Source organism: Mesorhizobium sp. B2-8-1, from assembly GCF_006440955.1.
Taxonomy (GTDB): domain Bacteria; phylum Pseudomonadota; class Alphaproteobacteria; order Rhizobiales; family Rhizobiaceae; genus Mesorhizobium.
This window is the reverse complement of sequence record NZ_VFTX01000008.1, coordinates 248,057-260,537: the sequence shown is the minus strand read 5'-3', so window position 1 is coordinate 260,537 and position 12,481 is coordinate 248,057. Positions and strand designations below refer to the sequence as shown.

The window sequence follows — 12,481 nt, the reverse complement described above, 5'->3', positions numbered from 1 at the left end:
GTCGCTCCGCTCCTTGCTCCCCGTGGATGACGAAACGGAGGCAGTCACGCCTCCGGTTTCTCTCGCGAAAAGGGTCGAGCGCTACGACAGCTTCGCGATGACAGCCCGCAGCGCTTCACCGAAACGCCTGACTTCCTCGACCGTATTGTAGTGCACCAGCGAGGCGCGGATGGCGCCGCTGTCCATCGACAAATTGAGGCGCTTCATCAGGCGCGGGGCGTACATGTGGCCGTCGCGAATGCCGATCTGCATCTCGGCCATTTCCTCGACGATCCGCTGCGGCGACAATTTGCCGATGTTGAAACAGAAGGTCGGCACGCGTTCGTTGATCCGGGCCTCCTCGGAAACGCCGTAGATTGTTGCCCCGCAGCTCTTCAGCACAGCCAGCATCTCGCGCGCCAGCACCAGCTCGTAGTCGCGGATGGCGCCCATGCCGGCGACGATGTTTTCGCGCCGCGAGCGGTTGTTGGACGGGGCAAGGTTGCGGCCGATGAGTTCCAGATACTGGACCGCCGCATCCATGCCCGACACGTTCTCGTAAATGAAGGTGCCGGCCTCGACCTTGTAGGGCGGCTCGTCGGGGATGAAGTCCTCGCGGAAGGTCGGCAGCCGCTTCAGCGTTTCGAAGCGGCCCCACAGGAAACCCATATGCGGCGAGAAATTCTTGTAGCCGGAACAGACGAGATAGTCGCAATCCCATGCTTGCACGTCGATCAGCCCATGCGGCCCGTAATGCACGCAGTCGAGGAACACTTCGGCGCCGGCGGCGTGGGCAATCCCCGCCACTGAAGCCACGTCGACGATCGAGCCGATGGAATGCGCCGTCACCGTGCAGGCGACAAGCCGGGTGCGTTCTGAAACCAGCGGGCGCAAATCGTCGACATGCAAATTGCCGTCCTCGCGCATGCGCCACCACTTGAACTTGGCGCCGGCGGATTCGAGCGCCAGCCATGTCGCGATGTTGGCGTCGTGGTCCATGTCGGTGACGACGATCTCGTCGCGCTCTCCAAGCATCTGGCCGATGCCGAGGCTGACCAGGCGGATGAACGAGGTGGCGTTCATGCCGAAGCAGATCTCGGATGGGCTGTAGGCATTGATCAGCAGTGCCACGCTTGTCCGCGCATCGGCGACCGATTGGTCAACGGTGACGCTGCGGCCATAGCGGCCGCCGCGCTGCACATTGTGCGATACCAGATGGTTGGTCACCGCATCGAGCACGCTCTGCGGAATCTGCGCGCCGGCGGCGTTGTCCAGGAAGATGAAGTCGCCTGCCCGCTGCAAGGCCGGAAACATCGCCCGGATTCTTTCAACAGGGAATGCGCCGGAAGTGCCGGTCGCATTGGCGGCTTGATGCTTGTTCATGGTCGTCTCCTGCGAAGTGCTCGGTAGAGGGGAAATTGTAGGCGCGGTCAGCGCGTCTTCTCGGTCTTGAAACGGTCTTCAAGCAGGCTGACGAGGCGAACCATCGGCCACAGGAAGATGAGATAGACCAGGGCTGCGCCGATCAGCGGCGAGGGGTTGGCGTAGAGCGACTGCGCATTGGTCGCTTCCTTCAGGAGTTCCGGCAGCGCCACGGTGGAGGCGAGCGAGGTGTCCTTGAACATCGAGACGCAGTTGCTGGTCATCGGCGGGATGACGACGCGCACCGCCTGCGGCAGCACCACCTTGCGCAAGGTCAAAAGGAACGGCAGGCCGAGCGCCTGCGACGCCTCGAACTGGCCGCGCGGAATGCTTTCGATGCCGGAGCGGAACACTTCCGCCGAATAGGCCGACATGATGATGGCGAAGGCCGTTACGGCGGAAGCCCAGGACGACAGGCGGATGCCGAGGAAGGGCAGCGCATAGTAGATCAGGATCAGCACGACCAGCACCGGCAGCGCGCGGAAGATATCGGTGTAGCCGACCGCCAGCCACCGGAGCGGCTTCGGCGCATAAAGCCGCAACAGGCTGATCACCAGGCCGATGGGGATGCCGATGCCGATGCTGAGCAGGCCGAGCAGCAGCGTGTTGAGAAAGCCGCGCAGCAGCGCCGGCAGACTGGACGCGATGACGTCGGCGTTGAAGAAGGTATCGAGCAGCGACATGGGAGGCTTTCCCGAACCGTTTGGCGTCCCTTGACGCCGGAGCAGAGGTCCGGAACAGCGAAAGCGGTTTTGCCGCGCCGCGCTGGTTCCGGGAGACTATGTATCAAACGGAACGTGCCGGCCTTTCGAGCCGGCACGTTCTCCTTGGCGGCCGCCGCTCAGGCCTTCGGCACCGGCATTTCCTTGGCGGTCGAGGAATCGGCGGGCGCGTCGCTGCCGAACCACTTCTTGTGGATCGCGGCCAGCGTGCCGTCCTTCTTCATTGCCGTCAGCGCGTCGTTGAGCTTGCCGAGCAGCGGGTGGTCCTTGGTCATCATCAGCCCGTACTGTTCGCCGGTCTTGATGCGTTCCTTGACGGTGAGATCCTTCATCTTGGTGAAGGAGTACTGCATGCCCGGAATGTCGCTGACAGCCGCGTCGATGCGCCCGGCGCTGAGGTCGAGCAAAAGGTTCTGCTGTGTGTCATAGCCCTTAACATCGCTGAGGCCATCGGCCTCCTGATGCGCCTTGACCCAGGTCTCGCCGGTCGAGCCGGACAGCACGCCGACGATCTTGCCCTTGAGGTCGGCCTCGGCCTTGATCGGGCTGTCGGTCTTGGTGGCGATGCCCATGTCGGAATCATAGTAAGGCTGCGTGAACGACTGCGACTTCAGCCGCTCCGGCGTGATGGTGATCGACGAGATGGCGACATCGATGCGCTTCGAGGTGGTGGCGGCGAACAGCGCCTGGAAGCCGAGATCGGCGATGTCGGTGGTCATGCCGACGCGCTTTGCCGCTTCGTTGACGATGTCGACTTCAAAGCCCTCGAAAGTGCCGCTCTCGTTCTTGTACTCGAACGGAGGGTTGGTCGGGTAGGCGCCGACATTGAGCACATCGGCGGCATAGGCGGTTGCCGGTCCGGCGGCGATGCCGATGGCGGCCGCGAGAAGGATGAGATTGCGACGGGTCAGGCTCATTGTTGGTCCCTCTGGGGTGTTCCCTCTGGTTGTTGATCGGGCGGGCTGATGCCCGCACGGTTTCTTGCCGCCCCACCTCCCAGCGGGGCGTCAATTCATGCTCGCCGCCATACGGTCGGGCGCTGTCCGGTCGCGGCAGACGCACATGGGCGGGAAGGCAAGGTTGGCGATGCTCTCGGTATGCGGATCGCGGATCTGGCGCGCGCACGCCATCTCACGCATGGCGCGTGTCGGAGGATGACTGGGGGCAGCATGAACGACAAGGACTGAAACCCTTTGATCCCACCCGATGCACCACGATGGATATCCGGCAAGCCCGTCCGGAACGGCAGTCGCCATCGATCGAGGAATGCTTATCCAAACCGCGGCAGTTTTCAAGGCAAAAGTTTTAAGCTTAAAAAGTTGGCGGCGGCGGCGCCTGGCATACCTTTCGATAGCGCTAGCTGCGGCCGCTCCTGCCCAGTTCGGCATCCGCGCTGGCTTTGCCGGCAGCAGCGCCAGCCCCCAGAAACATCGTGTCGCTGGCCAGGATAAAGAAACTGGCGCCGAGTGTCGCCCATTGGGCGACATCTTGCGGCTTCGCGCAGAAGATCCCGGATGTCCTGCCATGCGCGATCGTCGCATCGATGATCCTGCGGATCGCTTGCGCGAGCTTGTCGGCGCCTTTCGGGCCGATCGCATCGATCGATACGGAGAGATCGCCGGGCCCGACGAAGATCACGTCGACACCCTCGACGGCGGCGATCGCCTCGATATTGGCCAGCCCTTCCGATGTCTCGACCTGAACCGCCACGACGATGCTGTCATTGGCTTGAGCGAGATATTCGGAGATGCGGTAGCCATAGCCGGCGGCCCGTCCGGGCCCGACGCCGCGCTCGCCGGTCGGCGGATAACGCGAGGCCTTCACCGCCGCCTGCGCCTGGGCGGCGGTCGAGACGCGCGGGACGAGCACGCCTTGCGCGCCGCTGTCCAATGCCGCGGCGATCGCTTCCGGTGCATGGCCGGGCACGCGCACAATGGCCGGCACGCGATGGATGTCGGCCGCGCGCACCATTGTTTCGATCATGTCGCGCGAAATCTGGGCATGTTCCCAATCGATGCAGAGGAAATCGAGACCGGACTGCGCCATCACTTCGACCGCAACGGGATGCGGAATGGCGGCAAAGGAGCCGACGAGGCTTTCCCTGCCGATGCATTTGTTGCGAAACCCGCTCATCGCTCCATCCCTTTGTTGTCGTGCCGGAATTCATATCCGCAAACAGCGGCGAGGCGAAGCTATTTCAGGCTTGAAATATTTTCGCGCGGGCCTAGCGTGTCGATCTCCCGCCGCGAGTTCCGGACATGATCAAAGCGCATCCCCTGCACCGCCCAAACAGACTGAAGCTCGGCGTCTTCTCGACCAATGCCGATGGCGGCCTTGCCATATCGGATGTGCCTGAACGCTGGACGGCAAGCTGGCACGACAATCTGACGGCGGCGCAGATCGCCGACCGCGCGGGGCTGGAATTCCTGCTGCCGATTGCGCGCTGGCGCGGCTTTGGCGGCCGCAACAGGGTGCGCGAATGGTCGTTCGAGACCTTCACCTGGGCGGCGGCGCTCAGTGTGGCCACCCAGCAGATCGGCCTGTTCATGACCGTGCATGTGCCCCTCGTGCATCCGCTGTACGCCGCCAAGGCGCTGGCGACGGTCGATCATATCAGCCAGGGCCGTGCCGGCCTCAACATCGTCTGCGGCTGGAACCCGAAGGAATTCGGCATGTTCGGCACGCCGCTGGTTGAGAAGGGGTATGATCAGGCCGCCGAATGGATCGAAATCCTGGAAAGGCTGTATGCGTCGGCTGAACCTCTCGACTATGAGGGCACTTATTATCGTCTCAAGGAAGCCGTGAGCCGGCCGGCCAGCCTGCAAGTTCCGCGACCGGTGACGATGAACGCGGCTTTCGGCGGTCCGGGCCGCGATTTCGCTGCCGCCAGATGTGACTATCTGTTCACCACCTTTTCCGAGATGGCCGATGCCGGCAAACATGTCGCCGATATCAGCGAGCGGGCCGACAAGGCTGGCCGCGAGGTCGGCGTCTACACCGTGGCGCATGTCGTCTGCCGGCCGACGATGGAGGAGGCGCAGGCCTATTACACGCGCTATGCCGTCGATCTGGCCGACCGTGAGGCGGTCGATGCCCATATGGCCGGCAAGAAGGAGTTCTCGCGGTCGCACGATCCGTATGCCTATGACCGCTACCGCCAGCGTTTCGCCGGCGGCGCCGGCACCTATCCCTTGGTCGGAACGCCCGAAACGATCGCCGCCGATATGGTCGCCATTGCCGGGCATGGCTACCAGGGCATTGCGCTGTCCTTCGTCAACTACACGCAGGAACTCCCCTATTTCTGCGATCACGTGCTGCCGCTGCTGGAGCAGGCCGGCCTTCGCGGAGAATAGTCTGGCCCATGCCTTCCTGATTTCTCATCCTGGGGTCTGCGCCGTATCGCTACGCTCCTTGCTGCACCCAGGATGGCGAAGCGACGGCCGATTATTCCGGAATAACCGCGGTGGCCTGGATCTCCACCTTGGCGCGGTCCTCGACCAGCGCCATCACCTGCATCGCGGCCATCGCCGGGAAATGCCGGCCGATCACCTCGCGATAGGCCTCGCCTATGCCCCTGAGATTGGTCAGATATTCGCTCTTGTCGGTGAAATACCATGTCATCGACGTGATGTGCCGTGGCTCCGCGCCGGCCTCCGCCAGAACAGCCACGATGTTCTGAAGCGTCTGCCGCACCTGTCCGACGAAATCGTCGGTCTCGAACTGGCACTGCCCATTCCAGCCGACCTGTCCGCCGACGAAGACAAGCCGCCCGCGAGCCGCTACGCCATTGGCGTAACCGACTGGCTTGGCCCAGCCATCCGGCTGTAGGATCTCGTGCATTTCAACTCTCCGCAATATCCGCGTTCGAAAACAGTCCAGTCCGACGACGCGCCCTGTTCAGGCAGCGCCCATCACCTGCCGCGCGATCACCACCTTCTGCACGTCGGAAGCACCCTCGTAGATGCGCAGCGCGCGGATCTCGCGATACAGGCTTTCGACGATGTGACCCTTGCGGACGCCGTCGCCGCCATGCAGTTGCACCGCTTTGTCGATCACCTCCTGCGCCTTGTCGGTGGCGAACAGTTTGGCCATCGCCGCCTCGCGCGTTACCCGCGCCGCGCCCATGTCCTTGGTCCAGGCGGCGCGGTAGACCAAAAGCGCCGCGGCATCGACGTCGAGCGCCATGTCGGCGATATGGCCCTGCACCATCTGCAGCTCGGCCATCGGCGCGCCGAACAGCTTGCGTTCGGCCACCCGCTTGATGCTTTCATCGAGTGCGCGGCGAGCAAAGCCGAGTGCCGCCGCGCCGACGGTCGAGCGGAACACGTCGAGCACCGACATGGCGATGCGAAAGCCGTCGCCCGGTTTGCCGATCAGCGCCGAGGCGGGCAGGCGGACCTGATCGAAAGACAGTCGTGCCAGCGGATGCGGCGCTATGACTTCCAGGCGCTCCGCGATGCCGAGGCCCTTGCTGTCCCCGGGCACGATGAAGGCTGATAGCCCCTTGGCGGCGGGTGCCTCGCCTGTGCGGGCAAAGACGACATAGAGATCGGCGATGCCGCCATTGGAGATCCAGGTCTTTTCGCCCGACAGGACATAGCCGTCACCATCGCGGGTCGCTGTCATCTCCATATTGGCGACATCCGATCCCGAGCGCGGTTCCGACAGCGCAAAGGCGGAAATGATCTTGCCGGCGCGCGTCTTCGAAAGCCATTGCTGCTGTTGCGGCGTGCCGAACAGGCTGAGCGCTCCGGTGCCAAGCCCCTGCATAGCGAAGGCAAAATCGGCGAGCCCGTCATGCCGCGCCAGCGTCTCGCGCGTGATGCACAAGGTCCGCACGTCAAGCGGCCCGGGATTGCCCGTGTCGAGCGCCGTCGGCTTCAGCCAGCCGTCCCGGCCGAGTTTTTGCACCAGCTCGCGGCAGGCAGTGTCGACGTCATGGTGATCGACGGGCAGGTTCTTCGCGCACCATGCCTCGAGGTGCCCGGCCAGTTCGCGATGACGGTCTTCGAAGAAGGGCCAGTCGAGGAAGGAGCGGTCAGGCATTTCTGCCTCCGCTATTCTCCAGAGTCCGTGCTCTACGGCGCCCCCCTCTGTCCTGCCGGACATCTCCCCCTCTAAGGGGGAGATCGATCCTCATCTCGGCTTTCGCGAATCGCCTGCGCCGCAGGATGGCTGCCGCCGCCGAAGCTGCCAATCTCCCCACTAGAGGGGGAGATGGCCGGCAGGCCAGAGGGGGGCGCTGTCCCGCCAACGTCTCCATCCACCCGCTCATCCTCAATTCCCCTCGAACACCGGCTTTTCCTTGGCAACGAACGCCTTGTACGCCCGCTCGAAATCGCGCGTCTGCATGCAGATCGCTTGCGCCTGAGCTTCCGCCTCGATCGCCTGGTCAAGGCCCATCGACCATTCCTGGTTCAACTGCGTCTTGGTGATGCCATGGGCGAAGGTCGGGCCGGAGACGATGCGTGCCGCCATGTCGAGCGCGTCGGCCTCGAGCGATGCCGCCTCTACAAGCCTGTTGTAAAACCCCCAGCGCTCGCCTTCGGCAGCCGTCATGGTGCGGCCGGTGTAGAGCAGTTCGGCGGCGCGGCCCTGGCCGATGATGCGCGGCAGGATAGCGCAGGCTCCCATGTCGCAGCCGGCAAGACCGACGCGGGTGAACAGGAATGCCGTCTTGGCGTCCGGCGTGGCGATGCGGATGTCGGAGCTCATGGCGATGATGGCGCCGGCGCCGACCGCCACGCCGTCGACCGCCGCGATGATCGGCTTGCCGCAGTTCAGCATCGCCTTGACGAAGTCGCCGGTCATGCGGGTGAAGGCCAGGAGCTGCTTCATGTCCATCTTGACCAGCGGGCCGATAATGTCGTGGACATCGCCGCCGGAGCAGAAATTGCCGCCATTGGGCAGGAACACCACGGCATCGACATCGTCGGCATAGACGAGGTCGCGGAACGTATCGCGCAGTTCCGCATAGCTGTCGAAGGTCAGCGGGTTCTTGCGCTCCGGCCGGTCGAGCCGGACCTTGGCGATCCGGCCTTCGATCTGCCAGAGGAAATGCTTCGGCTTGAAGCCGGCCATCTTGCTCATTCGCGTCCCTCCCAGTTGCTGCGGAATGAGGTCAGCATGCCGGTCAGCCGGCGCGCGTCGTCCTCGCTTACCTTGCCCAGCAATTCGCCGACCCAGCCCTCGTGAGCGGCAGCGATGACTGCGAAGGACTTCGAGCCCTCATCCGTCAGCCGCACCATCGAGGTGCGGCGGTCGCCATTGCGGCGGGCGCGGGCGACCAGCCCCTCGGATACGAGCCGATCGACGATGCCCGTGACATTGCCGTTGGACACCAGCAGGAAGCGCGACAAATCGCTCATCAGCATGCCTTCGGGCGCACGGTAGAGCGCGGCCATCACGTCGAAGCGCGGCAGCGTCGTATTGAACTCCTTCTTCAGCCGCTCGCGCAGTTCGGCCTCGATCGTGCGCGAGGCGCGCAGCAGCCTGATCCACAGCCGCAAGCGGTCCTTGCCGGGTCCCGACGGCGCGGGCAGGGGGCCGGCTACCATGTTTCGCCTCCTGAGATCGAAATTGCCTGTCCGGTGATCGACGCCGCCGCATCGCCGCACAGCCACAGCACGGCGGCGGCAATTTCCTGCGGCTGGATGAAGCGGCCTTGTGGATTGGTCGAGGCAAGGCTCGCCCGCGCCTGTTCAGTCGAACGGCCGGTTTTTTCAACGATCCGCTCGATGGACTCGTCCAACATGTCCGTCTCGACAAACCCCGGGCACACCGCATTGACGGTCACGCCGGATTTCGCCGTCTCGGCAGCCAGCGCCCGCATCAGGCCGACGACGCCATGCTTGGCCGCCACGTAAGGCGCGACATAGGCGTAGCCTTTCAGTCCGGCGGTAGACGCGATGAAGACGATGCGGCCCGCCTTGCGCGCGGCCATGCCGGCGAGCGCCGGCTTCACCGTCAGGAAAGCGCCGGTCAGGTTGACGTCCAGCGTCCGCTGCCAGTCGGCCAGCGTGGTCTTGTGCGCCGGCGTGCTGCCCGCCATGCCGGCATTGGCGACGACGATGTCGAACGGCCCGCGCGCGGCCTCCGCCGTCTCGTAAAGCGATGCCATCGCCGCCTCATTGGTGACATCGGCAGTGATGGCGAAAACGCCTTTGCTTTCGCCAGCCACCTTGGCCAGCTCCGCCTCGCGGCGGCCGCATATGGTGACGTCGATGCCGGCACCAGCCAGCGCCAGAGCGATCGCTCGGCCGACACCGGACCCGCCGCCGGTGACAAGGGCATGGCTGCCGGCGATCATCGCGGCGGCCGTCATACTTTCAGCCCCGCTGCGGCGTCGCGTTCGGCCAGTCGGTAGATCTGGTCGCGCCCCGGCAGATAGGGATCCGGCCATTTCACGCCACGGTCGCCGAGCGCCACCGCCGCATGCAGCGTCCAGTAGGGATCGGCAAGATGCGGCCGTGCCAGCGCCACCAGGTCGGCGCGGCCGGCCATCAGGATCGAATTGACATGGTCCGGCTCATAGATGTTGCCGACCGCCATCGTCGCCATGCCGACCTCGTTGCGGATGCGGTCGGAAAACGGCGTCTGGAACATGCGGCCATAGACCGGCTTTGCCAGCACCGAAGTTTGTCCTGCCGAGACGTCGCAAATGTCGACGCCGGCCTCATGCAACAGCCGCGCGATCTCGACGGCGTCGGCGGGTGTTACGCCTTCGATGCCGACCCAGTCATTGGCCGAAATGCGCATTGAGATCGGCTTCTGCGCCGGCCAGGCGGCGCGTACGGCGCGAAAGATTTCAAGGGGATATCGCATGCGGTTTTCCAGCGAACCGCCATACGCATCCGTGCGCCGGTTGGTGACCGGCGTGATGAAGGACGACAGGAGATAGCCGTGCGCGGCGTGGATCTCGAGCATGTCGAAGCCGCAGCGGTCGGCCATCTCAGCCGAAGCCACGAACCCGTCGCGCACTCTGTCCATGTCGGCGCGGTCCATCGCCTTCGGCACCTGATTCTCAGGTGACCACGCCACCGCCGATGCCGCCATGACGGGCCAGTTGCCCGCCGCCAGCGGCACGTCGGTGCCTTCCCAACCAACCCGTGTCGAGCCCTTGGCGCCGGAATGGCCGATCTGCGCGCAGATCTTCGCTTCGGTCTCGGCATGGACGAAGCCGACCAGCCGTTTCCACGCCATCTCATGTTCGGGCGCATAGAAGCCCGGGCAGCCGGGCGTGATCCGCCCTTCCGGACTGACGCAGGTCATCTCGATATAGATGAGCCCGGCGCCGCCCTTGGCACGCTCGGCATAGTGCGTGAAATGCCAGTCCGTCGGGCAGCCGTCGACAGCCTTGTATTGTGCCATCGGCGACACGACCACGCGGTTGTTGAGCCGCATGTCGCGCAGCTGGAAGGGCGCGAACATCGGGGCGCGACGGAGTCTGTTGGCGCCGGCGCCCGCCTGGCGCTGGAACCACTCCTCCGCGCTTTCAAGCCACTCCGCGTCGCGCAGCCGCAGGTTTTCGTGGCTGATGCGCTGCGAGCGGGTCAGCAGCGAATAGTTGAACTGCACCGGATCGAGGCCGAGATAACGCTCGACCTCCTCGAACCATTCGAGCGAGTTGCGCGCCGCCGACTGCAGCTTCAGCACCTCGGTGCGGCGCGCATCCTCATATTTACGGAATGCGGCCTTTAGGTCCGGTTCGGTTTCGACATACTCGGCCAGCGCGACAGCGCTTTCCAGCGCCAGCTTGGTGCCGGAGCCGATCGAGAAATGCGCCGATGCCGCCGCGTCGCCCATCAGCGCCAGGTTCTCGAACGACCAGCGCTCGCACAGCACGCGCGGGAAATTGATCCAGGCCGAACCCCTGATGTGGTTGGCATTGGTCATCAGCTTGTGGCCGCCAAGATGCTTTTCGAAGATGCGCTCGCAGACGGCGATGGATTCCTGCTGCGTCATGGCGCCGAAGCCGAAGGCGGCCCAGGTCTGTTCGCTGCACTCGACGATGAAGGTCGCGGTGTCGCTGTCGAACTGGTAGGCGTGCGCCCACACCCAGCCATGCTCGGTCTTTTCGAAGATGAAGGTGAAGGCGTCGTCGAATTTCTGGTGGGTGCCGAGCCACACGAACTTGCATTTGCGCGTGTCGATGTCGGGCTTGAAGATGTCGACGAAGCTGTTGCGCGCCCTGGAATTCAGCCCGTCTGCGGCGACGACCAGGTCATGCGTCTCCATATAGGGCCGGGGATCGGCGATGTCGGTCTCGAACACCAGCTTGACCCCGAGCTCGCGTGCGCGCCGCTGCAACAGGATCAAGAGCCGCTTGCGGCCGATGCCGCAGAAGCCGTGGCCTGAGGATACAGTGCGCACGCCGTCATGGACCACGGCGATGTCGTCCCAATACGCAAAATGCTTCTTGATCCAGACGGCGCTGACCGGATCGTTCCTGGCCAGATTCTCAAGCGTTTCGGCTGACAGAACGACGCCCCAGCCGAACGTGTCGTCGGCGCGATTACGCTCGAAAACCGTCACATCGTGCGCGGCGTCCCTCAGCTTCATCGAAATGGCGAAGTAAAGGCCGGCTGGTCCGCCGCCGAGAACCGCAACCTTCATCTGTGCGATCTCCTCTTCGCTTGCTTGATTTCAGTATCGCGCCGGGGCCAAGATATTTCAAGCTTAAAGTTTTATGCCGAAACGATTATGCGAAATAGCGGACCGCGCGCTCGCGCATCGCCGCACGCGCGGTCCGTGGGGTCACTTTTCCGGGTTCTTCGGGCTCCACAGCACCGTCTCGGCACTCTTCTCGTAAGCCATGCCGTCGGGATAGCTGATCGCTTCCAGTTGCAAGCCCCAAGGCGCCTGGAAGTAAAGGATGGTCTGGCCGGCGGCGGGTCCTTCCTTGACCGGCAGCGGCCCCAACCTGGTCTTTACGCCCTTGGCCTCGAGATAGGCTTTCGCCGCCGCGACGTCGTCGACATAGAAGGCGATGTGAAAACCGCCAATGTCGCTGTTCTTCGGTGTCAGGTCCTTCTGGTCCGGCGCGGTGTATTTGAACAGCTCTATATTCGACCCCGTGCCGCAGCGAACCATGGTGACCTGCTCGATGACAGCCTTCGGATCGACGCCGAGAAGATCCTGCATGAAGGTGCCCTTGTCGTCGGCGAACGGGCCGAACGACATTGCCTTCTTGCAGCCGACCACGTCGGTGAAGAAATCGACCGCCTGCTTCATGTCGGGAACCGTGATGCCGGTGTGGTCGTGCCCGCGCATGCCGGGGATCGAGCTTGCTGCCGCCATACCGGTGCTGCCGAGGATGGCGGCAGCGAGTGCTGCATTTCGAATTATTGTCTTCATGT

General features: G+C 64.0%; 13 protein-coding genes. 1 reads left to right on the top strand and 12 read right to left on the bottom strand.

What is annotated here, in order from left to right; genetic code table 11:
- Window positions 1–81: 81 nt before the first annotated feature.
- The 5 genes from FJ428_RS21375 to FJ428_RS21360 all read right to left on the bottom strand — a co-directional run bounded on the left by FJ428_RS21375 (window position 82) and on the right by FJ428_RS21360 (window position 4,256).
- The gene (locus FJ428_RS21375) at window positions 82–1,362 is read right to left on the bottom strand and encodes a cysteine desulfurase-like protein (RefSeq protein WP_140496995.1); all 1,281 of its coding nucleotides are present in this window, start codon (window positions 1,360–1,362) and stop codon (window positions 82–84) included.
- A gap of 47 nt (window positions 1,363–1,409) precedes the next feature.
- Entirely contained in the window at window positions 1,410–2,084 is a 675-nt protein-coding gene (locus tag FJ428_RS21370; RefSeq protein ID WP_140496993.1) for an amino acid ABC transporter permease, read from the bottom strand.
- A 158-nt stretch (window positions 2,085–2,242) separates the two neighbouring features.
- Window positions 2,243–3,040 (bottom strand): ABC transporter substrate-binding protein, encoded by a 798-nt coding sequence (locus FJ428_RS21365; RefSeq protein WP_140496991.1) that lies wholly within the window; start codon window positions 3,038–3,040, stop codon window positions 2,243–2,245.
- 90 nt (window positions 3,041–3,130) lie between these two features.
- The gene (locus FJ428_RS30895; RefSeq protein ID WP_263486784.1) at window positions 3,131–3,262 is read right to left on the bottom strand and encodes a hypothetical protein; all 132 of its coding nucleotides are present in this window, start codon (window positions 3,260–3,262) and stop codon (window positions 3,131–3,133) included.
- 217 nt (window positions 3,263–3,479) lie between these two features.
- Window positions 3,480–4,256, bottom strand: coding sequence for an HpcH/HpaI aldolase/citrate lyase family protein (locus FJ428_RS21360; protein ID WP_140556799.1), 777 nt, complete (start codon window positions 4,254–4,256; stop codon window positions 3,480–3,482).
- A gap of 125 nt (window positions 4,257–4,381) precedes the next feature.
- On the opposite strand from FJ428_RS21360, the gene FJ428_RS21355 reads away from it, so the two are divergent.
- Window positions 4,382–5,476 carry an LLM class flavin-dependent oxidoreductase gene (locus FJ428_RS21355; RefSeq protein ID WP_140556798.1) on the top strand — a complete coding sequence of 365 codons (1,095 nt, stop codon included), beginning with the start codon at window positions 4,382–4,384 and terminating at the stop codon, window positions 5,474–5,476.
- Between the two features lie 91 nt (window positions 5,477–5,567).
- Here FJ428_RS21355 and FJ428_RS21350 read toward each other — a convergent pair whose 3' ends face one another.
- From FJ428_RS21350 to FJ428_RS21315, 7 genes are all read right to left on the bottom strand, one after another.
- Window positions 5,568–5,963 carry a RidA family protein gene (locus FJ428_RS21350; RefSeq protein WP_140880070.1) on the bottom strand — a complete coding sequence of 132 codons (396 nt, stop codon included), beginning with the start codon at window positions 5,961–5,963 and terminating at the stop codon, window positions 5,568–5,570.
- A gap of 57 nt (window positions 5,964–6,020) precedes the next feature.
- The gene (locus tag FJ428_RS21345) at window positions 6,021–7,169 is read right to left on the bottom strand and encodes an acyl-CoA dehydrogenase family protein (protein ID WP_140880069.1); all 1,149 of its coding nucleotides are present in this window, start codon (window positions 7,167–7,169) and stop codon (window positions 6,021–6,023) included.
- 231 nt (window positions 7,170–7,400) lie between these two features.
- Entirely contained in the window at window positions 7,401–8,213 is an 813-nt protein-coding gene (locus FJ428_RS21335; protein ID WP_140880068.1) for an enoyl-CoA hydratase family protein, read from the bottom strand.
- Entirely contained in the window at window positions 8,210–8,680 is a 471-nt protein-coding gene (locus FJ428_RS21330; RefSeq protein WP_140513060.1) for a MarR family transcriptional regulator, read from the bottom strand. The genes FJ428_RS21335 and FJ428_RS21330 overlap by 4 nt, the downstream gene beginning before the upstream one ends.
- Window positions 8,674–9,447 carry an SDR family NAD(P)-dependent oxidoreductase gene (locus tag FJ428_RS21325; protein WP_140513062.1) on the bottom strand — a complete coding sequence of 258 codons (774 nt, stop codon included), beginning with the start codon at window positions 9,445–9,447 and terminating at the stop codon, window positions 8,674–8,676. Before FJ428_RS21325 ends, FJ428_RS21330 begins: the two co-directional genes overlap by 7 nt.
- Entirely contained in the window at window positions 9,444–11,738 is a 2,295-nt protein-coding gene (locus FJ428_RS21320) for a bifunctional salicylyl-CoA 5-hydroxylase/oxidoreductase (RefSeq protein WP_140629988.1), read from the bottom strand. Before FJ428_RS21320 ends, FJ428_RS21325 begins: the two co-directional genes overlap by 4 nt.
- 141 nt (window positions 11,739–11,879) lie before the next feature.
- A complete protein-coding gene (locus FJ428_RS21315; RefSeq protein ID WP_140556784.1) occupies window positions 11,880–12,479 on the bottom strand; it encodes a VOC family protein in 600 nt (199 codons plus the stop codon).
- Between the last annotated feature and the right edge of the window lie 2 nt (window positions 12,480–12,481).

What these genes read in the sequence shown, in the direction of transcription:
- FJ428_RS21375 (WP_140496995.1), bottom strand. Translation starts at nt 1,362, where the DNA reads ATGAACAAGCATCAAGCCGCCAATGCGACCGGCACTTCCGGCGCATTC.
- FJ428_RS21370 (WP_140496993.1), bottom strand. Translation starts at nt 2,084, where the DNA reads ATGTCGCTGCTCGATACCTTCTTCAACGCCGACGTCATCGCGTCCAGT.
- FJ428_RS21365 (WP_140496991.1), bottom strand. Translation starts at nt 3,040, where the DNA reads ATGAGCCTGACCCGTCGCAATCTCATCCTTCTCGCGGCCGCCATCGGC.
- FJ428_RS30895 (WP_263486784.1), bottom strand. Translation starts at nt 3,262, where the DNA reads ATGCGTGAGATGGCGTGCGCGCGCCAGATCCGCGATCCGCATACCGAG.
- FJ428_RS21360 (WP_140556799.1), bottom strand. Translation starts at nt 4,256, where the DNA reads ATGAGCGGGTTTCGCAACAAATGCATCGGCAGGGAAAGCCTCGTCGGC.
- FJ428_RS21355 (WP_140556798.1), top strand. Translation starts at nt 4,382, where the DNA reads ATGATCAAAGCGCATCCCCTGCACCGCCCAAACAGACTGAAGCTCGGC.
- FJ428_RS21350 (WP_140880070.1), bottom strand. Translation starts at nt 5,963, where the DNA reads ATGCACGAGATCCTACAGCCGGATGGCTGGGCCAAGCCAGTCGGTTAC.
- FJ428_RS21345 (WP_140880069.1), bottom strand. Translation starts at nt 7,169, where the DNA reads ATGCCTGACCGCTCCTTCCTCGACTGGCCCTTCTTCGAAGACCGTCAT.
- FJ428_RS21335 (WP_140880068.1), bottom strand. Translation starts at nt 8,213, where the DNA reads ATGAGCAAGATGGCCGGCTTCAAGCCGAAGCATTTCCTCTGGCAGATC.
- FJ428_RS21330 (WP_140513060.1), bottom strand. Translation starts at nt 8,680, where the DNA reads ATGGTAGCCGGCCCCCTGCCCGCGCCGTCGGGACCCGGCAAGGACCGC.
- FJ428_RS21325 (WP_140513062.1), bottom strand. Translation starts at nt 9,447, where the DNA reads ATGACGGCCGCCGCGATGATCGCCGGCAGCCATGCCCTTGTCACCGGC.
- FJ428_RS21320 (WP_140629988.1), bottom strand. Translation starts at nt 11,738, where the DNA reads ATGAAGGTTGCGGTTCTCGGCGGCGGACCAGCCGGCCTTTACTTCGCC.
- FJ428_RS21315 (WP_140556784.1), bottom strand. Translation starts at nt 12,479, where the DNA reads ATGAAGACAATAATTCGAAATGCAGCACTCGCTGCCGCCATCCTCGGC.